Origin of the sequence: Kaistella yananensis (assembly GCF_026107505.2) — a bacterium.
Lineage (GTDB): Bacteria > Bacteroidota > Bacteroidia > Flavobacteriales > Weeksellaceae > Kaistella > Kaistella yananensis.
Genome location: NZ_JAPCHZ010000005.1, coordinates 150,190 through 172,465 on the forward strand (window position 1 = coordinate 150,190; position 22,276 = coordinate 172,465).

Genomic DNA, 22,276 nt, shown 5'->3' on the forward strand with positions numbered 1-22,276 from the left:
AAACAAAAAACGCGCCCAATACGGACGCGTTTTTGTATAAATTAGGTCTTGATTACATCTGTTCCATCTTGAAACTCATGCTTTCAATGACTTTTAAAATGGCTTCCACGGTATCCATCGAGGTGAGGCACGGCACACCATTCTCTACCGACATCCTTCGGATCTGGAAGCCGTCTCTTTCCTCCTGTTTCCCCTTGGTGGTGGTATTTACCACATACTGCACCTTTCCTTTCTGAATCAGGTCAATAAGGTTGACGTCTTCTTCGCCGATTTTGTAACCGATTTTCACCGGAATGCCATGGTCTTCAAAGTATCTTGCGGTTCCTTCAGTAGCCCATATTCTGAAACCTACTTCATGGAAACGTCGCGCCATTTCAGCGGCTTCTTCTTTGTGCTTGTCGGCTACGGTGAAGAGAATGGATCCGTGGGTCGGCATCTTACGTCCGGCTGCTACAAAACCCTTGTACAGTGCTTTTTCGAGCGTTGTATCTTTGCCCATCACCTCGCCGGTAGATTTCATTTCCGGGCCCAGGGAAGTATCCACTTTTGTGAGTTTCGAGAAGGAGAATACGGGGACTTTTACAAATACACCGGGCTGCTCAGGTGCCAATCCGTTTTTATAGCCTAAATCTTTCAGTTTCTTCCCGAGAATCGCTTTAGTAGCCAGATTCGCCATTGGGATTCCGGTGATTTTGGAAAGGAAAGGTACCGTTCTCGAAGATCTCGGGTTCACCTCGATCACATAAACTTCACCGTCGGAAAGTACGTACTGAATGTTCATCAGTCCTATTACGTTAAGACCTTTTGCGAGTCTTTCGGTATAATCCACGAGGGTATCGATCTGTTTCGCGGTGATATTCTGCGGCGGATACACTGCAATGGAATCTCCGGAGTGCACTCCGGCTCTTTCAATATGCTCCATAATTCCCGGTATCACTACGGTTTCTCCGTCTGAAATGGCATCAACCTCGACTTCTTTTCCGGTTAAATAACGGTCGATCAAAATTGGATGTTCAGAGTTTTCTTTCACCGCGTTTGTCATGTAGTGCTTCAGATCATTCTCGTCGTACACGATTTCCATGGCTCTTCCACCCAAAACATAACTCGGACGAACCAAAACCGGAAAACCTATTTCGTTGGCAATGACCAAGGCTTCTTCTTTGGTAAAACAAGTTTTTCCTAAAGGTTGAGGAATTCCAAGTTCTTGCAAAGCTGCTTCAAACTTATTTCGGTTTTCTGCACGGTCTAAATCTTCCAGCGAAGTTCCCAGGATCTGAACGCCATGAGCAGCCAGTTTATTGGCAAGGTTGATGGCGGTTTGTCCCCCGAACTGCACCACCACGCCTTTCGGTTTTTCGAGTTCGATGATGTTCATGACATCTTCTTCCGTTAAAGGCTCGAAATATAGTTTATCGGAAATGGAGAAGTCGGTGGAAACTGTTTCAGGGTTATTGTTGATGATAATCGCCTCGTAACCGAGTTCTTTAATGGCCCAAACCGAATGTACCGTAGCGTAATCGAACTCCACACCCTGCCCGATTCTGATCGGTCCAGAACCGAGGACGATGATTTTCTCCCGGTCTGAAGGCGTACTTTCGTTTTCTTCTTCGTAAGTTCCGTAGAAATAAGGTGTTTCACTTTCAAATTCTGCAGCGCAGGTATCGACCATTTTATACACTGGCATCACGCCATTTGTTCTTCTGAATTCCAATACCGTTTTCTGGTCGGATTCCCACAGATGCGCGATATGAAGGTCTGCAAAGCCGAGTTTTTTAGCCTGAAATAACTTTTCTTTATCAAATTTATTTTCAGCAATCACCTTTTCAAAATCAATCAGTTTCTTGATTTTCCAGATGAAGAACTTATCGATTTTGCTCCATTCAACAATCTGTTCCCAGTCGTAGCCCCGTCTTAAAGCGTCGCCGATGATGAACAGTCTTTCGTCATCACAGACGCGGATTCTTCTTTCGATTTCGGCGTCGGTTAAGGCTGCGGCATCTTTGGTCTTCAATCCGATATGTCTTAAACCGGTTTCAAGGGAACGGATGGCTTTCTGAAGCGATTCCTCAAAGTTTCTGCCGATGGCCATCACTTCACCTGTCGCTTTCATTTGGGTCGAAAGTCTTCGGTCCGCTGTTTCAAATTTATCGAAAGGAAACCTCGGGAATTTTGTTACGACATAGTCTAAAGCCGGCTCGAAACACGCGTAGGTCTTTCCGGTCACCGGATTCATGATTTCATCCAGGGTTAAACCTACCGCAATTTTTGCAGCAATCTTGGCAATCGGATACCCGGTTGCTTTACTTGCCAGCGCCGATGAACGCGATACCCGGGGATTCACTTCGATGATATAATAATCAAATGAATGCGGATCCAAAGCCAACTGAACGTTACAACCGCCTTCAATTCCCAGTGCACGGATGATTTTTAAAGATGAATTTCTCAGCATCTGATATTCCCGGTCCGAAAGCGTTTGCGAAGGTGCCACCACAATGGAATCTCCTGTATGCACGCCCACCGGATCGATGTTTTCCATATTACACACCACAATGGCGTTGTCGTTTTTGTCTCGCATCACCTCGTATTCAATTTCTTTGAAGCCAGCGATGGATTTTTCAATAAGACACTGGGTTACCGGCGAATATTTCAGACCGAAACTCGCGATTTCCTTCAGTTCGTCATCGTTATGCGCGATTCCGCCGCCTGTGCCACCCATGGTAAAGGCAGGACGTACAATGACGGGATATCCGATGTTATGGGCAAATTCCAAAGCGCCCTGAACGGTGTTCACGATATCGGAATTAGGTACCGGTTCGTTGAGTTCGCGCATCAGTTCGCGGAAAAGATCGCGGTCTTCCGCTTGGTTGATGGCTGAAAGTTTAGTTCCCAGAACTTCCACTTTGCATTCTTCAAGAATTCCTGATTTCTCAAGTTCTACCGCCATGTTGAGTCCGGTTTGTCCGCCTAAAGTAGGCAAAAGCGCGTCGGGACGTTCTTTCCGGATGATATGACTCACAAACTGCAGCGAGATGGGTTCAATATAAACCTTGTCGGCAATTTCTACGTCGGTCATAATGGTGGCAGGATTTGAATTGATCAAAATCACTTTGTAACCTTCTTCTCTCAGCGCCAGGCAAGCCTGGGTTCCGGCGTAATCGAATTCCGCAGCTTGCCCGATGATAATTGGTCCGGAACCGATTACTAAAATTGTTTTTATGTCGTTTCTTTTCATTTTTATTAGATATTAGAGTCGAGAATCAAGAATCGAGACTTCAGATTCGAGAGTCTGAACTCTTTTAAAGTTTATTTTTAAATGCGTAAATCATTTTTTGAATTTCTACTAAATCAGACAAAAATTCATTGCATAATCCAGGTTCTAAGAGTTGAAGTTCTTTAGTCAAAATTAATTGCGTCTGTACTCAAAGGCAGAACCCAAGGCAACAGCTAGAAAATGGTTAAATTCTTTATTGGAATTTCTGCCTGATCCTTCTACAATATTTGAAGGAATGGAAACTGCTGATCTTTTCATTTGAGAAATTAATCCAAATTTTTCGTCACTGGAAATGTTTTGACAACAGAAATAAATCTGCTTTGCCAGTTCAATTGATTTCTGCCAAAAAATTAACTTCTCGAAGTTATTCATTGTCTTGTTTCTCGATTCTCGGCTCTCGGTTCTTAAAACTTTCCATCAACTCAATAAACTCATCAAAAAGATAATTGGCGTCTTCAGGCCCAGGACTTGCTTCAGGGTGATATTGTACGCTGAAACATGGATGGATTTTATGCCGTAGCCCTTCGTTGGTACGATCGTTCAAAGCAATATGTGTTTCTTCCAAATCGGTATTTTTCAAACTTTCTTGATCTACTGCATACCCGTGATTCTGAGCGGTAATGGCAACTTTATTTTTCTTAAGATCGAGTACCGGATGATTTCCGCCGCGGTGACCGAATTTTAGTTTGAAGGTTTTTGCGCCACAAGCCAATGCAATCAGTTGATGTCCCAAACAGATCCCGAAAATAGGCACTTTCCCAAGCAATCCATTGATTAGTTCGGAAGCTCCTTTCACATCTTCCGGATCTCCTGGACCGTTGGAAAGCATGATTCCATCAGGATTCATCAGCAATATTTCTTCGGCAGTTACGTTCTGGGAAACTACCTTTACATCGCAGTCGCGTTGGGTAAGTTCGCGCAGAATACCGAGTTTGGACCCGAAATCAACCAAAACAACATTCAATCCTCTGCCGGGGTTGGCATACGCGGTTTTTGTGGATACCATTTCTACCTGATTGGTCGGGAAATCGGTAGTTCTTAAGGTTTCAATCACCGCATTTTCATCAGCATTCTCGTCTACAATTTTGCCTTTTACCACTCCTTTGCTCCGCAGCACTCTTGTAAGTTTTCGGGTATCAACTCCTGATATTCCGGATAATTTCTTTTTCTGAAAAAACTCATTCAGGGTGAGCTGGTTCCGGAAATTGGACGGGAAGTCGCACAATTCTTTTACAATCAAACCCTTAATGGCGGGTTCGATACTTTCATAATCATCACGGTTGATGCCGTAATTTCCGATGAGCGGATAGGTCATGCAGACAATCTGTCCGCAGTAGGACGGATCAGAAATAAGTTCCTGATAGCCGGTCATTCCGGTATTGAAAACCACTTCCCCGTCGGTATCCAGGTTGGCTCCGAAACCTTCTCCGTGAAAAACTTCACCGGATTCTAATATTAATTTCTTTTTCATTCTTTTTTACTAGATCTAAGATTTAAGACTGTGGATTCGAGACAAATCATGTATTTGTAAGTGAATAATCTGATGTCTACTCTCCTGAACTCTATTTCATTTTATTTAAATTTAAATCCTTTAGATTCCAGCGCATCTTTCAGAATTGCCATTCTGGCAAACACTCCGTTTTTCATCTGCTGGAAGATTCGGGAGCGCTCGCATTCTACCAGTTCACCGGCGATTTCCACACCTCGGTTGATGGGTGCGGGATGCATAATGATGGCTCCTTTTTTCATCATTTTCTCACGCTCTTTGGTAAGCCCGAATTTTCTGTGATAGCTTTCGAGTGAAATTTTCATTTTCTCGCCGTGTCTTTCGTGCTGTATACGGAGCAGCATCACTACATCCACTTCGGTCACCAAATCATCGATCGACAGATAAGTTCCGTTGATGATTGTGCCTTCATCAAACCATTTTTCGGGACCTGAGAAATAGACTTTAGCTCCGAGTTTACGCAGCGCTTCGGCGTTTGAGTTGGCTACCCTACTGTGTTTCACGTCGCCTACAATTCCTATTTTAAGTCCTTTAAACTTGCCGAATTCCTGTTGAATGGTCATTAAATCCAAAAGCGTCTGTGACGGGTGGTTTCCGCTTCCGTCGCCGCCATTGATCACCGGAATACTGATATTTTTAAGCTCTTCATAATATTTATCCTGCTTATGACGGATGACGGTGAGATTTACTCCCAAACTTTCAAAAGTTTTTACCGTATCATATAAAGATTCGCCCTTGTTTACAGAGCTTGCCGTAACATCAAAAGGAACCACATGAAGTCCCAGTTTGCGCTGTGCAAGATCGAAACTGGTTTTTGTACGGGTACTGTCCTCAAAAAACAGGTTGGAAACATAAATTTCATCCACCGCTTTCACGGTTTTTCCTTCTGCGAATTCCTGAGCACTTTTCAGTAAAGCATTAATCTTTTCTACAGTTAAATCTTTGGTTGTAAGCATAGTTCTTTAGTTTAAAATCAAAAAAAAACGAAGCCAAAATGACTTCGTTAAATAAAATAAATATTGTTGTTCCCGGCATCGCTGCCAATATATACATGGTCTAATGGAAATGTTCTTTTCATTAGCTGCAAAGATATAAATTTAATCTGAAAACCAAAAACGTGATTTACCAAAAACCCATTAAATGATAGTCCCCGTATATTTAAATTTTGTATTAATGCTAATTTAATATACATTTGCTAAAAAAGTATAGTTATGCCAGATACCTGTCCCAAATGCCAGCAGCACAACGTAGTAAAAAGCGGAATTGTAAAGGAAAGACAACGGTTCCGGTGCCGCGACTGTAATTATTATTTCACCGTGAAAAAACTGGGAAAACAGATTGACGACTACTATGTTACAAAAGCCCTGCAGCTGTATTTGGAAGGACTTTCGTTCCGGGAGATCGAAAGAATTCTCGGCATCTCCCATGTAACGGTAAGTTCCTGGATAAAAAAATACAACATCAGCAGACCCCCACATTCGGAGTTTCATACCACATATAAGGTTTTTAAGCAGAATGAACTTTTGGAATTCATGCAGAAAGAAGAAAATATAAAAGGCTCCGGCCTTATCATTACTGAATTTGGCGATAAGTACATGATGATCAGATGGGAACGTTTCAGGAAATAAATCAGTCCAAAAGAACAGCCATCGTCCTTTAAACATTTTTTAAAATACAACTATACCATTAGCATACATATATATTAAATTTCTTCAAACAAATTTTTAGTTTCACTTTAGTTATGTCAAAGAAAAGAACTAAAAATTAACATCCTATGAAGAAATCATCTATTTTGTTAGGAATACTTCCAACAATACTCTTCGCGCAGCAGCTACACGCTCAGGATACAGTATCCACCGCCGATCTTTTAAAAAGAATCGAAGCCCTGGAAGCCGAAGCCAAAAAACCCAAAGAATGGGACGCATCCATTTACGGCTGGGTAAGAATCGAATACAGTTTCGACAGCCGCCAGTCGGCCTACTCCAGAGAATACCAACTCAACCTTTATCCTTTAGATGAAAAACTGGACGCGAAAGGCAACGACATCAATGATACCGGCGCGAGTAATTTTCTGGCCATAACTTCAAGGGTTGGAATTAAATTCCGCGGACCCGACGTTTGGGGAGCTAAAGCCACAGGAAACATCGAAGCTGATTTCTTCGGCAATACTGAACTCAACAAAAGCGCGGCTGGTACAGGAAGCACAGGCCTGCTCCGTTTAAGACACGCAACTGCGACGCTTACCTGGCCCAAAACTGCAGTAACTTTTGGCCAGACCTGGTATCCCACTTTTGTTCCTGACGTCTTTCCAGGCGTTGTGAATTTCAATACCGGCATCCTGTTCAACCCTTTCGGCTGGGCTGGTCAGGTAAAAGTGACCCAGAAATTAACTCCGGAACTTTCTTTCAGCGTGATTGCTTATAAAGACCGCGAATTTCAGACGGCAAACGCTGCTGGAGCTTCCGCCAATTCCGCGACCTTCAATTCTTCAATGCCCACTGTTCACGGGCAGCTTCAATACAAATCAAAAAGTATCACCGCAGGTGCCGGTGCCGAATACCAGTCGCTGCAGCCGGTGATTGAATCCGGAGGCCTTGCTTCTGATGAGAAAGTAAATTCTGAAATGTTTTTCGGTTACTTCAAATACGCCAACGAAAAAATCATTGCAAAACTTTACGGGATTAGCGGCGGAAACCTTCACCACCTTGTGATGATCGGAGGTTTTGCAGGCTACGAAAACACCAACGGTATTGAATCATATAAACCCACCAAAACTTCAGCTTTCTGGGTGGACCTTGCGAGCGCCCATCCGAAAATTGCTCCGGGACTTTTCTTTGGTTACACAAAAAATTCAGGCACCGATGCCGGCTTTAAAAATCTTTATATGCGGGGCATTTCCGGGAACCGGATTCTTGATGAGGTTTGGCGGGCTTCTGCACGCATAGATTTCAAGCAGAATAAATTCAGTGTGTCCCCGGAAGTGGAATACACCGCGGCAAAATGGGGCGACCTGAATCCTGAAGCGCTTGCTAAAAACAACCTGAAGAACGTTGGAAATTTAAGAGGAACCGTAAGGGTCATGTATTCATTTTAAACTTGATATAAAAAAATTAAATGATTAAATATTAAATGATTATAAAATCTATATAAATAGTACTTAAACCAAAAACCAAATATAATTATGAGCAAGAAATTTAAAACCCAACATGAGCATGACGCGTATGTTGCGGAGAAAAAAAAGAATAAAACAATCTGGGGCGTAATCATGGCGTCGTCTTTGGGGACGCTCATCGAATGGTACGATTTCTACATTTTCGGGAGTTTGGCGGTAGTTCTCGCCACCAAATTTTTTCCGGCAGATAATCCAACCGCAGCATTTCTTTCTACCCTAGCCACCTTCGCGGCAGGATTTGTGGTAAGACCTTTTGGCGCGCTGTTTTTTGGCAGGCTCGGTGATATCATCGGCAGAAAATACACTTTCCTAGTGACGCTTTTAATCATGGGATTCTCCACCTTTCTTATCGGATGTGTACCGAGTTTCGAAACCATTGGTTATGCCGCGCCTGTTTTGGTGTTAATTCTGAGACTTTTACAGGGACTTGCTCTTGGTGGAGAATACGGTGGCGCCGCAACCTACGTCGCTGAATATTCGCAGCCTCATCGCCGCGGGTACTGGACTTCCTGGATCCAGACCACCGCAACGGCAGGTCTGTTTATTTCACTTATCGTTATTTTGGTCACCAAAACTTCGCTTACACCTGAAGAATTCGACAGTTGGGGCTGGAGAATACCGTTCTGGATTTCAATTCTTATGGTCGGGGTTTCTTACGTCATCCGAAGAAATATGAAGGAATCACCTTTGTTTGCGCAGGCAAAAAAAGAAGGAAAAACCTCAACCAATCCTCTGAAAGAAAGCTTCGGTAATAAGCTGAATTTCAAGTTCGTGCTTCTTGCTCTTTTCGGAGCGGTAATGGGACAGGGTGTCATTTGGTACACCGGGCAGTTTTACGCCATGAGTTTCATGCAAAAAGTGATGAATATAGATTCTGCACAGGTGGATTCCATGATGGCTCTGGCGCTGTTCCTGGGAACTCCTCTATTTATTCTGTTCGGTTGGCTCTCCGACAAAGTCGGCAGAAAACCCATCATGATGATTGGGATGTTGATCGCCATTATTGCTTACAGACCCATTTACAAAACCATGTACACCGCTGTAAATATTGAAGACAAAGTACTGGCAGAAAAAGGTCTTGTGGAAAAAAGAACCGCCAAAGCCCATGAAAAAATTGCAGGAGACAGCCTTATCAGTTTCCACACAGAAAAAACATTTACAGACGGAACTTTGCTGAAACGTGACAGTATTGTGCACTGGGCTGCAGCAGGACCGGTGATGACCAACGGAAAAGCTGAAGCACCACTGATTAAAGAAAGCATTACGGTAAATCCGGATACGCGGTGGCTCCTGATATTTCTGGTATTTGTGCAGGTGGTTTTCGTAACGATGGTTTACGGCCCAATCGCCGCTTTTCTGGTAGAAATGTTCCCAATCCGCATTCGCTACACCTCCATGTCACTGCCCTATCACATCGGTAACGGAATATTTGGCGGTCTGCTGCCGGCAGTAGCTACTTATCTGGTGACTTCGGGCAAAGATGCAGGGCACGCCGAATGGTATCTTGAGGGACTTTGGTACCCGATCATTGTAGCGGCAGTATGTCTGGTAATTGGTACGCTTTACCTTAAAACCAAAAATAAAAGTCTTGAAGAAGACCACCAGTAAACCAACAAAAACAAATCCCGGAAACCTGAAAATTACCACACCGTTGTCCCCGGTTTCCGGATTTTTCTCTAACTTTAAAAAACAAAAAAAATGGATTCAGTAAAAAAAATATTAGGAATTGTATGGCTTATTTTGGCTGCGGTAGTAGCGTACTATGGCTTAAGCGTGTTCGGAATCCCGAAAATCATGTCGGATAAGCAAGAAGATAATGTATTCGGATGGATTATCCTGGTGATTCTTGTCCCCATCATCGTTGGCGGATTGGCAGTGTTCGGGTGGTACTCCTTCAAAGGCGAATATTCGGACGACAAAATTTAAAGTTCTGGTTTAAAAAACCTTTCTTAAAGTTTTAAAAGAAACTTGTAAATGAAAAAAAGACACAAGCAGAAACTGGTTATTTTGAGCATCACCATATTTGTGATGCTCAATGCGCCGGTTTTACTTCTGTTTAATCACACACAGGAAATCTTGGGGCTGCCGATGATTTATCTGTACCTGTTTATGATTTGGCTGGCATCCAGTATCGCGTCATTTTTAATATTCTGGAAATTCGATGAGTAGTCCGCTGCTGTTTTTACTGGTGATCCTGTATCTGGGGCTGCTGTTCTTCATCGCCTTCTGGGCAGAAAAAAAGAAGAGCAACTTCTGGATCAATAATCCCTACATTTATTCCCTGTCGCTGGCAGTGTACTGTTCAGCGTGGACGTATTACGGAAGCATCGGCGTGGCCTCCAACCAGGGTCTGGAATACCTGGCGATCTACATCGGTCCGGTAATCATTATTCCAGCGTGGATTTATATCAATTCGAAAATCATCAGAATCTCCCGCGTTCATAAAATAAGCAGCATTGCCGATTTCATCTCTTTACGGTACGGAAACAGCAGGTCTCTGGGCGCAATCGTTGCCATTGTGTGTATGCTGGCGGTGATTCCGTACATTGGTTTACAGATCAAAGCGATCTCCGATACCTTTCACCTGATGACCCACACGGCCAATTCAGACAATATTTTTCTGGATACTGCCACATATGTCGTGCTGATCATTGCGGTGTTTTCTGCCTATTACGGCACCAAATATGTCGATGCTTCGGAGAAAAGACTCGGTATTACTTCAGCTGTTGCCGTGGAGAGTTTCCTGAAACTGATTTTCTTTATCATTCTCGGAGTTTTTGTTGTTTTCGGCGTATTCAACGGTTTTGATGACATTTATGAAAAAGCTTCAAAATTACCCGATTTTACACAGAAAAATAAGTTCAACGGACTGGAGGGCGCCTTCAACTGGTTTCTGATGTGCATGCTTTCGATGACGGCGATTTTTCTTCTTCCAAGGCAGTTTCACACCACAATTATAGAAAACAGAACCGAAAAACACCTGAAAACTGCCATCTGGCTTTTTCCGCTTTATCTTCTGCTGATGAATTTCTTTGTCTTCCCTATTGCCTGGGGCGGCAAAATCCTGTTCTTCGGAGAAAATGTAAATCCCGAATTCTATTCAATCCTCATTCCGCAGAAATTCGGGAACATGATGATTGCAGGAATGGTTTTTCTGGGCGGTCTCAGCGCCTGTATCTCGATGATCATTATTTCGAGTATTTCCCTATCGGTTATGCTTTCAAACAACATTATTATCCCTTACGGCTGGCTCAACAGTCTGAAAACCGAAACCGAATATGCCAACAACCGAACCATTGTAAACATCAGGAAATTCAGTATTTTCTCACTCATCATCCTGGGTTTTGTCTTTTACAAATACCTCATCAGCAGTGCCACCTTATTTTCGGTGGGACTTACCGCTTTTGTTCTTATTGCTCAGCTGGCGCCGGCTTTTTTCGGTGCCATATTCTGGCGCAGAGGCAGTTATGCCGGCGCAGTAACCGGAATAATTGCAGGCGTACTTATCTGTTATTTCAATCTTATCCTGCCGAATTATTTTGAAACAACCTATCAGAATTCAGCGGTATTTAACTTTTTTAAATTAGCGTACCTCTCGCCTGTGGCCAGTGCGTTTTTCTGGAGTCTGCTCGTAAACGGCGGCCTATTTATGATAATATCATCTTTTGTAGCGGGGAATTACAGAGAACGGAATTTTGCCGAACTTTATGTGGACATCAACGATTATATACAGCATCACGAAAATGCCTATATTTGGAAAGGAACCGCCAATATTTCAGACATCACAAACATCCTAACGAGATTTCTAGGCGAAAAGAAAACCAGGCAGGCGCTGAAAATATTTAATCTCAAATACAATCTTTCTGATGAAAACGACAGCGCCGATTCCCGGTTCATCAAATTTTCAGAGAACCTTCTCAGTGGAAGAATCGGTACCGCATCAGCAAAGATTTTAATTGAAGGCGTTACAAAAGAAGACAAAATTACCCTGCCGGAAGTGTTGAAAATTCTGGAAGAATCGAAAGAAAACATCTCCATGAACAAGCAGCTCACCGAGCATTCGCAGCAGCTCAGAAAACTTTCGGAAGAACTGCAGAACGCGAACGAAACGCTGGTGATTAAAGACAAACAGAAAGACGATTTCCTCGATTCTGTTGCGCACGAATTACGCACGCCCATCACGGCGATCCGTGCGACGAGTGAGCTGCTTCTGGATGATGAAGAAATGCCGCCGGAAATTAAAAAAGATTTCCTGGGCAACATCATTTCTGAAAGCGACAGGCTTGCAGAAATCATCAACGACATTCTTTTTCTGGATAAACTCGAGGCCGGAACAACGCCACTGAATCTTGCAGAAAATAATATTATCGAGACATATCATAAAGCTTTGAAGCCTTTGCTGCAACTTTTTGAGCAGAAACATCTTCACCATTCGGAAGTCAATTTACTGAAGAATGAGATTTTTGAATATGATGAAATGAAAATGATTCAGGTTTTTCAGAATATCCTTGGGAACGCGCTGAAATTCGCCAACGAACAGGGAATGATTCAGACCAAATTTCAGGAAAAAAATAGCATGCTGAAAATCTCAATCTTTAATACCGGCAAAACAATTCCGACGGAAGATTTGCAGTATGTATTCGAGAAATTTTACCAGAGCAAGAACCAAAATCTGAGAAAACCTTTAGGAAGTGGACTTGGACTTGCCATATGTAAGAGAATCATCAGTGCCCATGGCGGTAACATCGAAGCCAAAAACAAAGAAATCGGTGTTAAGTTTGAGATTTTTTTGCCCACTAAAAATGAAACCACATGAAAAAGATATTAATTGCAGACGACGAACATAAAATCATCATGACCCTGGAATATGCCTTCCGGAAAGCCGGCTACGAAGTCTTCATCGCCAGAGACGGTTCTGAAGTCCTGGAAATCCTAAAAACCCAGATTCCCGATATTATTCTGCTTGATATTATGATGCCGAATGTCGACGGATACAGCACGCTGGCAGAAATCCGTAAAAATGAGGCGTACCGCAGTATCAAAGTGATTTTTCTTTCCGCCAAAACCGGAGATGCTGATATTTCCAAAGGTTTGGAAATGGGCGCTGATGCCTATGTAACAAAACCCTACTCTATTAAAAAACTAACCGAACAGGTAGAAAATTTAATCAAATAAAACTTAAGATATGAAAGCGCACAAAATGTTCCGCGAAAGCGTGGAAAATAAAGAGAAATTTTGGGCAGAACAGGCAGAAAATATTGAATGGTTTAAAAAACCAACCCAAATCCTCACCGACGATGGCCAAAGTTACCCAACCTGGTTTACAGATGGTGAACTCAACACCTGTTATCTTGCTTTAGATAAACATATTAACGACGGTTTCGGTGATCAGGTGGCCCTTATTTATGATTCTCCGGTAACTTCCCGAATCATAAAATACACCTACAGCGAAGTACGCGACCAGGTGGCAAAATTTGCGGGAGGACTGCAGAATTTAGGCTTACAGAAAGGCGACACCGCGATTATTTACATGCCCATGATTCCACAGTCGGTTTTCGCTATGCTGGCCTGCGCAAGACTGGGCGTTACGCATTCCGTGGTTTTTGGCGGCTTTGCCCCTACCGAACTGGCGATCAGAATCGACGACTGCAATCCTAAAGCCATTATTACCGCAAGTTCGGGGATGGAAGTTTCGCGCCGGATTCCTTATCTGCCTTTTGTGCGCGAAGCTGTTTCAATTTCAGAATACAAACCGGAACACATCGTGGTGTACGACCGCAAACTTCTGGGCAACAGAATCCATTTTGGAACCGAGAATAATTTAATTGATTTCGAAGAACTTATCGCCACGTCCGAACCTGTAGACTGTGTTCCAGTAGAATCCACCCATCCCCTTTACATCCTTTACACCTCCGGAACTACCGGAAAGCCCAAAGGTGTGGTTCGCGATAACGGCGGACATGCCGTAGCTATGAAATTTGCGATTAAAAATATATACGGCGCCAACGAAGGCAAAACTTTTTGGGCAGCTTCCGATATCGGTTGGGCGGTTGGTCACAGTTTCTCGGTTTATGCCCCACTGATTAACAGAAACACCACTGTTATTTTTGAAGGAAAACCCATTGGAACGCCGGATGCAGGAACCTTCTGGCGTGTAATCGAGGAGCATAAAGTTTCGGTGATGTTTACAGCGCCTACGGCCATCAGAGCCATTAAAAAAGAAGATCCTGAAGGCGAATTTATAAAGAAATATGATTTATCGTCGCTGAGAACCCAGTTTCTGGCAGGCGAACGATGCGATGTTGCCACCCTCGACTGGTATGAAGAATTCGTCGGTGTACCGGCTATTGACCATTGGTGGCAAACCGAATCCGGATGGCCGATGCTGGGGCTGATGACGGGTGTTGAAGACGTAAAAATCAAGAGAGCTTCTGCCGGAAAGCCGATTCCCGGCTATGATATTAAAATCTTCAGTGAAGAAGGTTATGAACTTGAAGCACATCACGAAGGATACTTGGTCATTAAACTTCCGCTGGCGCCTGGCGCGTTAACGGGAATCTGGGGCGATCCGGAACGGTTTAAATTTGGATATCTGTCGAAATTTCCGGGCTATTATTTCTCGGGCGACGGTGCAATTATGGATGAAGACGGCTACGTTTTCGTTACCGGAAGGGTTGATGATGTGATTAATGTTGCCGGACACCGCCTTTCTACCGCTGAAATGGAAGAAGTGGTCGCCGCACATAAAGATGTCGCCGAATGCTGCGTGGTTGGAATTGATGATGATTTGAAAGGTCAGGTTCCGTTTGCCATCGCGGTTTTAAAATCTGGTTCAAAGGCAGATCAGGACCAACTAGAAAAAGATATTGTTGCCCTCGTGCGTGAAAAAATTGGTGCAGTTGCCTGTCTGAAAAATGCAATGGTAGTCAACCGGCTTCCGAAAACCCGCTCCGGTAAAATTTTAAGGAAACTCATCCGCACAATGCTGGACGGGAAAGAATACCAAATGCCTTCGACAATTGATGATGAAAGCATTGTAGAGGAATTACAGGAAATGATGAATGTGTATAAAAGAGATAAAATTTAAATCAAAAACCGAAACCTGGGAAAAATAACAGCGCCCTAGCCCTGATGGAAGCGGTTACCCCGCAGCATGCAATGGTCAAACCCGGCCGCGAGGAGTATGAGCGGACAGCAGGTTCCCGGCTTCAAAAAAAACAGTAAAACAAAAAAAATTAAGAATATTATGAAAAATTATTTCATTGATGATCTTCCCGATTATTTCAAGCAGTATAAGAAATCGATAAAAAACCCGAAGAAATTCTGGGATAAAATTGCCGATGAAAACTTTGTATGGTACCAGCGTTGGAGCAAAGTGGTGGAATATGACATGCAGGAAGCAAAAATCAAATGGTTTAAAAACGCCAAACTCAACATCACCAAAAATTGTATTGACCGGCATCTGAGTATCCGCGGCGAGAAAACCGCGATTATCTGGGAACCCAACGATCCGAAAGAAGAAGCCCAGCATATTTCTTATAACGAACTGCGGGACAGGGTCTGCAAAATGGCTAACGTGCTGCGTGATCTGGGAATCCAGAAAGGCGACCGCGTATGTATTTACCTTCCGATGATTCCGGAATTGGCGGTAACAATGTTGGCCTGTGCAAGACTGGGTGCGGTGCATTCCGTTATTTTTGCCGGATTTTCGGCTTCTGCGGTGAGTTCACGTGTTAACGATTGTGAAGCGAAACTTATCATCTGTTCGGATGGAAGTTACCGAGGCAATAAAGCCATCGATCTGAAAGGAATCATCGACGAAGCAGTAGAAAACTGTCCCACAGTAGAAAAAGTTTTGGTAGTAAAAAGAACCGGCGGCGAAGTGAAGATGAAGGAAGGACGCGACTTTTGGCTTGAACCGCTTTACGAAAAAGCACCGGCAGATTTTATTTCTGTTATTATGGATGCTGAAGATCCGCTGTTTATTCTTTATACTTCGGGTTCCACAGGAAAACCAAAAGGAATGCTCCACACCACTGCCGGATACATGGTTTACACGGCTTATACTTTCAAAAATGTATTCAATTACAGAGAAAATGATATTTATTGGTGTACGGCGGATATTGGCTGGATCACGGGACATTCCTACATTCTCTACGGTCCGCTGGCAAACGGCGCAACGACGGTTATTTTTGAAGGTGTTCCCACCTACCCCGAACCCGACCGTTTCTGGGAAGTTATAGATAAGCATAAAGTGACACAGTTTTACACGGCTCCTACCGCGATCCGTTCGCTTGCTAAGGAATCTTATGAATGGGTTGAAAAACATGACCTTTCGAGTTTAAGGGTTATCGGTTCCGTAGGAGAGCCGATCAATGATGAAGCTTGGCATTGGTATAACGACCATGTAGGCAAGAAAAAATGCCCGATTGTAGATACCTGGTGGCAAACAGAAACAGGTGGGATCATGATTTCGCCCATTCCTTTTGTAACCCCCACAAAACCGACCTATGCAACACTTCCGCTACCGGGAATTCAGCCTGTTCTGATGGATGACAAACGCAATGAAATCACTGGCAACCAGGTAGACGGCAATCTCTGCATCCGTTTTCCGTGGCCGGGAATTGCCAGAACGATCTGGGGCGACCACCAGCGGTATAAAGAAACCTATTTTACCGCGTTTCCGGGGAAATATTTCACCGGCGACGGTGCTTTACGTGATGAAGTAGGTTATTACAGAATAACAGGACGCGTAGATGACGTGATTATCGTTTCCGGGCATAATCTGGGAACGGCTCCAATTGAAGACAGTATTAACCAGCATCCGGCTGTTGCAGAGTCTGCGATTGTGGGTTATCCGCACGATATCAAAGGCAGCGCACTCTACGGCTATGTGATTCTGAAAGATACCGGCGAAAGCCGCGACCGGGATAATCTTCGTAAGGAAATTAACCAGGTGATCAGTGATACCATCGGGCCGATTGCGAAACTCGATAAAATTCAGTTTGTATCTGCCTTGCCTAAAACCCGTTCCGGTAAAATTATGAGAAGGATTTTAAGAAAAATTGCAGAAGGCGATTTCGCGAATTTTGGCGATACCTCTACCCTGCTGAATCCGGAAATTGTTGAGGAAATTAAAAATGAGCGAATTTAAATAAAACCGAATTCCATCGTAAAGAAAATCCCGCAGCAACGCGGGATTTTTGTTTAAAAACATAAACACATCCTAAAAACACTGATGTAAAAAAGGGTTACATCACGGTTTTTTAAAAACTATGTTACGCATATATTTGTAATGGCAAATATCAATTAACAAATACAAGTACAATGAAAACAACAGTTGTAGGACTATTTTCAAGTTGTGATGAGGCAGTAAACGCAGCAAAAATCCTCAAAAAAACAGGATTGAAAAATCTTAAACTAGCCTGCAAAGAATTGTCAGATGACAGGAAAAACCTGTTAAGCGCGTATTTAGGTTCTTTTCTCGGCATATATGCGAATACACCGGTAAAAGTGCTGAGAAAAAAATCGGAAAATTTAGTTGCCGGAATATTTTCTAAAAATGCTGAAAAGCTTGAAAAAGCAAGAACAATTTTGAAAAACGCCGGCGCCGTACATGTTTTTTCATTCGAAAACACGTCCAGAGTAGAATCAAAATCAAAAGAATTTATTATGAAAATGATTGCCCTGGCAGCAAAATCTGAAATCCGGCTGCCACTCCCATTAAAACACCATGAGTCGCACGAAGGAATTTCGATGATAACATAAAGAAATTCTTTCGGAAACTTAAAATTTAACCTGTATAAGAATAAACCTTACGCGAAACCGTAAGGTTTTTTTACGTCTGAGCCTTTGCTTGTTTAATGCTTTTATAAAACCAATTATCATTTCCATATTGCTGGTTAATATGTTATCTTTGTGAAAATTTAGAAAAGATGATGCTGAACTGTTTATTACTCCATCTTCATGACAAAATCAGCTCATAATAAAGTACCTAATAAAAATAAATACATGAAATTTTTTATCGACACTGCCAATCTTGAGCAGATTAAAGAAGCCCAGGATTTAGGAATTTTAGATGGTGTAACCACCAATCCATCGCTTATGGCAAAAGAAGGCATCAGCGGAAAAGAGGCGATTCTGAACCATTACAAAACCATTTGCGAAATTGCTGATGGAGATATTTCTGCGGAAGTTTTAAGCACAACTTACGAAGAAATGGTAAAAGAAGGTGAAGAATTGGCAGCGCTCCATCCTAATATAGTGGTGAAAATCCCAATGATTAAAGACGGCGTGAAAGCTCTTAAATATTTCTCAAACAAAGGCATTAAGACCAATTGCACCTTGATTTTCTCTGCCGGACAAGCATTGCTGGCTGCAAAAGCAGGTGCTACTTATGTTTCTCCGTTCTTGGGTAGATTAGATGATATTTCAGTTGATGGAATGAATTTAATCGAAGAAATCAGAATTATTTTTGATAATTATATGTTCGATACTGAAATTCTTGCAGCATCTATCCGTTCACCAATGCATATTATCAACTGTGCGAAAATTGGCGCAGATGTGGTGACTTCTCCCCTAGCTTCGATTTTAAATTTACTTAAACACCCATTAACCGACAGTGGTTTAGCACAATTTGTTGCTGATGCCAAGAAAATGGATTAAGAAAATAAACTATTAATAGAAACCGCCTGACTACTTAGGCGGTTTTTTTTGTCCCTGATTATTGATTCAAAATATCTATCACGTAATTAGATTGTGCGCAATATAATTGTTGACTATATTTGCAACTCGAAATAGTAAAATTTAAAAAAAATACAATGTCATTAATTGAAGATTTAAAATGGAGACACGCAGTAAAAGCGTATGATTCCACCAAAAAAGTTTCAGAAGAAGATTTGAATAAAATTCTGGAAGCAGCCAGACTTGCGCCTACCTCTTCCGGATTACAGCCTTTCCGCGTAATCGTCGTAGAAAATCAGGAACTGAAAGAGCAAATGGTAAAAGGAGCCCTGAACCCGGAGGTAATGAGAGATTGTTCCCATGTTTTGGTTTTCGCAGCCTGGGACAATTATTCGGCGGAAAAAATTGACAAAGTTTACGATTACCATACCGATGTTCGGGAATTGCCACGCGGTCGTTTCAGCAGTTATACCGATCAACTAAAAGTGATCTACGGCGCACAGACCGCAGAAGAAAATTTCGATCACACTGCAAGACAGACTTACATCGCACTAGGTTTAGCTATGGCACAGGCGGCGGAACTGAAAATTGACAGCACTCCTGCTGAAGGTTTCAGCAATGAGGTGGTCGATGAAATTTTGGGTTTAAAAGAATTGGGACTGAAAAGTGTAACTTTACTGTACTTAGGATACAGAGATTCGGAGAACGACTGGCTTTCAAAGATGAAAAAAGTTCGTATCCCAATGGATGAATTCATCATCAAAAAATAACTTAGAAAATCACTAAATCCTCCCATGGATCAGCACAAAACTCCACAAATCGGTAATCAGCTATGTTTCCCTTTGTATGTTATCGCAAAGGAAATCACAGGTCTTTACCGTCCGTTACTTGAAGAACTTGATATTACCTATCCGCAATATCTGGTAATGATGGTACTTTGGGAGCATCAGCGGCTTACGGTAAATCAGATTGGTGAAAAACTTTTTCTAGACAGCGGTACGATAACTCCAATGTTGAAAAGGCTGGAAGCAAAATCTTATATTGTACGGCAAAGAAAAATTGAGGATGAGCGGGTTGTAGAAATCTCCTTGACTGATGAAGGGGAAAGGCTTCAGGACAAAGCTTGCCTGATTCCCGAAAAAATGAATGATAGGTTGAATCTTTCGGAAACTGATGTACAGGAACTGAAACATGCGATTTCTAAAATTTTAGATAAAATAAATAAAAAATAAAAAAATCAATGAAAACATTATACACAACTAGCGTCACCGCAACAGGCGGACGCGACGGACACGTAAAAAGTGACAACGGAATTCTGGAACTCGATGTACGCACTCCCAAATCGCTTGGTGGACAAAATGATGATTATGCCAACCCCGAAATGCTTTTCGCCGCAGGATATGCGGCATGTTTCGACAGCGCCTTGAATCTGATGATTAGAAAATCCAAATCTGCGGCGGGCGAAACAAAAGTAAATGCCAAAGTTGGAATCGGACAAACCGAAAACGGTGGTTTTGGTCTGGAAGTGGAACTGGATGTGAATGTGCCCGGAGTATCACTGGAAGAAGCGCAGTCATTAGTGGAACAGGCACATCAGGTGTGTCCCTACTCTAACGCAACAAGAAATAATATTGATGTAACTCTTAAGGTTACCAATAACTAATCTTACGCTGTAAAAAGTAAAATAAAAATCGGCAGACTTCAAAGAAGTTTGCCGATTTTGTGACCCGGAAGGGACTCGAACCCCCAACCCTCAGAGCCGAAATCTGATATTCTATCCAATTGAACTACCGAGCCATTAAAAATTTTTGATGATGAATTTTAAATTAAATCCTCATTAATTTTTTAAAAAGAAATCTTCACACCTCCCAAAAACTGCGCTCCCAAAACTTTATATCCTTTGAAAGTCTGATAGTTTGTATTCAGTAAATTATTTCCGAGTGCAAAAATACTGAAATTTTTGTGAACTTTGTACTCCGCAGACAGATTTAAATCTGCAAAGCCCCCAACTTTATCATCGGTATTCTCTTCTGACACAAATAAATTAGGCGAAGTTCCTGATTCTGTGAAAGAAAAAGAATTTGTGGTCTTATCAGATCCGAAAATCGCTTTCGCGCCCAGATGAAGTTTTTTGCCTAACAAAAAGTATTTACCTCCCAAACTTGCATGTAGCAAAGGCTTATTGTAGATATGTTCGTAGTTATCAAGGTCATATTTTGCAAAATACATTTCGGCATCCAAAACAAGATTGGCCAGCGGGAAAAACTGCAGGGTTCCTTTCACCTCGCTTACCGTTCCGTTATCGTACACAGCAGAGAAGGTATTCGCAAAATCATACGGCGCACGGTCTAAGGTAAACGCATCATTGAAAAGACCATTGGCACGGAAGAACATGATGTCATTCATTTTTCCGTAACCTGCGCTCACATCATATTTAATCATCTGACTTACATCGCCGCGCAACCCGATATACCCTTTGTATTTGGTTTCTGTTGCACGAAGTTCCTGATCAGAAACGAGATACGGATTTTCTTCCAGCATATTTGCATAGGTATTCATTTTCAAACCGCCTTCTACGCCGGCATAAAATTTAAATTCGTCTGTAGCCGCAAACTGCAGTTCAGCTTTTGGGAACCAGTAGGTTTTATTGTTTTTAACTTCTTCTGCAAGAATATTATTTGAATTTTTAGCATTCAGGAAAGAGAAATCCGACCCGATCATCAGATAAGATTTTCCTTTGAAGAACGTCATTTTCGGCGATAAAGTCGCATTTAAAAAATTTGAAGAATTTTCGTTCAGAAGTGAAAATTCAGATTTCACGGTTTCGAGATTAATCCCGAGGTCTGCGTTAAACATCATATCATTTACGGGCAGCTCTACTCCATGTTTCGCAAGATTTAGCAAAATTTCTGCCTGGGTTTCCTTAGCATCGAACTGATCGCCAAGAAAAGATGATTTGATACGGATGTCGTTCAGGATTTCATTGGAATAAAAATCGTAATATCCGTTGACTTTGAAACGATTGGTTTTCTGTTTAATATCGATATCTGAAGCAGGTTTTAGGGCATAAATTCCGTAATAATTATAATCATTCAGCCCGTAATCAGCATTCACGTTGATTTTTCCTTTGTCGCCATAAGAATTTAAATAAAGGCCAAAGTTTCCGGTGTTTTGTTTTGAAGTCCAGTCGTATTCTTTCGTAAGTCCTTTGGTTGAAAGAAAATGGAGATCAGCACCAACCTGAATATCGTTCTCAAGCGTTGTAGAAATATTACCGTCGGCCAGAATTTTCCCGAAATTCCCCATTCCGATCTGAAAATAATTGTCCTGATAACTCGCATCGAATTTCGGTGAAATATCTTCGCCCTGAATGGTTGAAGTTTTAAAATCTGAAGCAGCCGGAACGTTGGTAATATTGTATTTCAGGTTCAGCGAATCCTGGGTTTTCTTTTCTTTTGGCGGATAATTTTTCTCGGCTTCCACTGAAGTTTTTTTCTTTTCGATTTTCTTCACTTCAGGTTCGCGTTTGCGGTCCAGAATGAGTTTTTCTTCTTTAATCTGCGAAAAAACAGCGGTAGAAGAAACCAACATTCCCAATAAAAATATATTTTGAATTCTTAAATTCATATTGACTGTTTTAAAA

Annotated in this window: 19 protein-coding genes and 1 tRNA gene; 14 read left to right on the forward strand and 6 right to left on the reverse strand. The window is 42.2% G+C overall.

From position 1 onward, the window contains the following. Positions 1-52 precede the first annotated feature (52 nt). The 4 genes from carB to OK344_RS09930 form a co-directional block, all read right to left on the reverse strand. A complete protein-coding gene (carB, locus tag OK344_RS09915) occupies positions 53-3,232 on the reverse strand; it encodes a carbamoyl-phosphate synthase large subunit (RefSeq protein ID WP_265144643.1) in 3,180 nt (1,059 codons plus the stop codon). Between the two features lie 171 nt (positions 3,233-3,403). Then, the gene (locus tag OK344_RS09920) at positions 3,404-3,643 is read right to left on the reverse strand and encodes a four helix bundle protein (RefSeq protein WP_306400488.1); all 240 of its coding nucleotides are present in this window, start codon (positions 3,641-3,643) and stop codon (positions 3,404-3,406) included. Next, positions 3,636-4,742 (reverse strand): carbamoyl phosphate synthase small subunit, encoded by a 1,107-nt coding sequence (locus OK344_RS09925; protein ID WP_265144644.1) that lies wholly within the window; start codon positions 4,740-4,742, stop codon positions 3,636-3,638. The genes OK344_RS09920 and OK344_RS09925 overlap by 8 nt, the downstream gene beginning before the upstream one ends. Positions 4,743-4,843: 101 nt before the next feature. Next, complete coding sequence (locus tag OK344_RS09930) at positions 4,844-5,734, reverse strand: aspartate carbamoyltransferase catalytic subunit (protein WP_088468979.1); 891 nt, start codon at positions 5,732-5,734, stop codon at positions 4,844-4,846. Between the two features lie 255 nt (positions 5,735-5,989). Here OK344_RS09930 and OK344_RS09935 point away from each other — a divergent pair, with 255 nt between their 5' ends. From OK344_RS09935 to OK344_RS10000, 14 genes are all read left to right on the forward strand, one after another. Next, complete coding sequence (locus OK344_RS09935; RefSeq protein WP_265144645.1) at positions 5,990-6,406, forward strand: IS1/IS1595 family N-terminal zinc-binding domain-containing protein; 417 nt, start codon at positions 5,990-5,992, stop codon at positions 6,404-6,406. Positions 6,407-6,552: 146 nt separating this feature from the next. Beyond that, positions 6,553-7,872 (forward strand): hypothetical protein, encoded by a 1,320-nt coding sequence (locus tag OK344_RS09940; RefSeq protein ID WP_265144646.1) that lies wholly within the window; start codon positions 6,553-6,555, stop codon positions 7,870-7,872. A gap of 87 nt (positions 7,873-7,959) precedes the next feature. After that, complete coding sequence (locus tag OK344_RS09945; protein ID WP_265144647.1) at positions 7,960-9,558, forward strand: MFS transporter; 1,599 nt, start codon at positions 7,960-7,962, stop codon at positions 9,556-9,558. A gap of 90 nt (positions 9,559-9,648) precedes the next feature. Beyond that, positions 9,649-9,876, forward strand: a complete 228-nt coding sequence (locus tag OK344_RS09950; protein WP_088468975.1) for a DUF6814 family protein — start codon at positions 9,649-9,651, stop codon at positions 9,874-9,876. 48 nt (positions 9,877-9,924) lie between these two features. Next, a complete protein-coding gene (locus tag OK344_RS09955; RefSeq protein ID WP_265144648.1) occupies positions 9,925-10,119 on the forward strand; it encodes a hypothetical protein in 195 nt (64 codons plus the stop codon). Then, a complete protein-coding gene (locus OK344_RS09960; protein WP_265144649.1) occupies positions 10,112-12,766 on the forward strand; it encodes an ATP-binding protein in 2,655 nt (884 codons plus the stop codon). Before OK344_RS09955 ends, OK344_RS09960 begins: the two co-directional genes overlap by 8 nt. Beyond that, positions 12,763-13,125, forward strand: a complete 363-nt coding sequence (locus OK344_RS09965) for a response regulator transcription factor (protein ID WP_265144650.1) — start codon at positions 12,763-12,765, stop codon at positions 13,123-13,125. Before OK344_RS09960 ends, OK344_RS09965 begins: the two co-directional genes overlap by 4 nt. A 10-nt stretch (positions 13,126-13,135) precedes the next feature. Continuing rightward, entirely contained in the window at positions 13,136-15,037 is a 1,902-nt protein-coding gene (locus OK344_RS09970) for an AMP-binding protein (protein WP_265144651.1), read from the forward strand. A 96-nt stretch (positions 15,038-15,133) separates the two neighbouring features. Then, positions 15,134-17,104 (forward strand): acetate--CoA ligase, encoded by a 1,971-nt coding sequence (gene acs / locus OK344_RS09975; protein ID WP_265144652.1) that lies wholly within the window; start codon positions 15,134-15,136, stop codon positions 17,102-17,104. Between the two features lie 173 nt (positions 17,105-17,277). Beyond that, on the forward strand, positions 17,278-17,718 hold the full coding sequence (locus OK344_RS09980; RefSeq protein WP_265144653.1) for a hypothetical protein: 441 nt from the start codon (positions 17,278-17,280) through the stop codon (positions 17,716-17,718). 243 nt (positions 17,719-17,961) lie between these two features. Further along, positions 17,962-18,615, forward strand: a complete 654-nt coding sequence (gene fsa / locus OK344_RS09985) for a fructose-6-phosphate aldolase (protein WP_265144654.1) — start codon at positions 17,962-17,964, stop codon at positions 18,613-18,615. A 155-nt stretch (positions 18,616-18,770) separates the two neighbouring features. Next, complete coding sequence (locus OK344_RS09990) at positions 18,771-19,403, forward strand: NAD(P)H-dependent oxidoreductase (RefSeq protein ID WP_265144655.1); 633 nt, start codon at positions 18,771-18,773, stop codon at positions 19,401-19,403. Positions 19,404-19,427: 24 nt separating this feature from the next. Further along, a complete protein-coding gene (locus OK344_RS09995) occupies positions 19,428-19,865 on the forward strand; it encodes a MarR family winged helix-turn-helix transcriptional regulator (protein WP_265144656.1) in 438 nt (145 codons plus the stop codon). A gap of 8 nt (positions 19,866-19,873) precedes the next feature. After that, a complete protein-coding gene (locus tag OK344_RS10000; RefSeq protein ID WP_265144657.1) occupies positions 19,874-20,296 on the forward strand; it encodes an organic hydroperoxide resistance protein in 423 nt (140 codons plus the stop codon). Positions 20,297-20,356: 60 nt separating this feature from the next. On the opposite strand, the gene OK344_RS10005 is transcribed toward OK344_RS10000, so the two are convergent. After that, positions 20,357-20,430 (reverse strand) — tRNA-Arg (locus tag OK344_RS10005). A 48-nt stretch (positions 20,431-20,478) separates the two neighbouring features. After that, a complete protein-coding gene (locus tag OK344_RS10010; RefSeq protein ID WP_265144658.1) occupies positions 20,479-22,260 on the reverse strand; it encodes a TonB-dependent receptor in 1,782 nt (593 codons plus the stop codon). Positions 22,261-22,276 lie beyond the last annotated feature (16 nt).